The sequence below is a fragment of the Microvirga sp. Mcv34 genome (assembly GCF_024519725.1).
Classification (GTDB): Bacteria; Pseudomonadota; Alphaproteobacteria; order Rhizobiales; family Beijerinckiaceae; genus Microvirga.
Window position 1 is genome coordinate 1 of record NZ_JALJRK010000277.1, and the last position, 612, is coordinate 612.

The 612-nt window shown below is 62.1% G+C and carries 1 protein-coding gene; it reads left to right on the top strand.

Annotated elements, in window-relative coordinates; all coding sequences use genetic code 11:
• The coding region (locus tag OC446_RS30600) for a transposase (protein WP_262032623.1) at positions 1–612 on the top strand (612 nt) is incomplete at both ends.

Consider the following 612-nt stretch of genomic DNA (forward strand, 5'->3'; position numbering starts at 1 on the left):
CCCAGCGCTATGTCGATCCTCTGGCGGCCGGGATCAACGACCTGCAGGAGTTGTCGAAGACTCACGAGGTGATCTCCAAGGCCAAGACCGAGACCTGGCACCGGATCCTGACCCATTACCTGCCTCTGTACTTTCCCGAGATCGAGCGCTTTGCCGGCAACAGCCGCTCCGACTGGTTCCTGGCGCTCCTCGAACGCTTTCCCACCCCCTCCAGCATCATGGCCCTGGATCGGGACAGCTTCGTTCAGGAGGCATGGCCTGTGATCGGCCGCAAGGTTTCCAAAGCTCGCTTGCTCAACGACATCTACGAGACCGCACGCTCATCCACGGCGTTGCCGGTTGAAGAAGGCTCCGCCGCCATCACCATGTTCCGCATGGTTCTGGCCGAGGCACGCAGTCTGATCCGCCAGCGGGATCAGATCGAGAAGCTGGCTCATGCGATGCTGACCGATCACGCTGACTATCAGCGGCTGTGCACGATCCCAGGGATCGGCCCGATCCATGCCCTGACGATCCTGGCCGAGGCTGGCGATCTACGTCGCTTCGGGCACCACCGCCAGTTCCTGAAGTTCTGCGGCCTTGATCTGGCCACCTGCAAGTCGGGCACGTTCC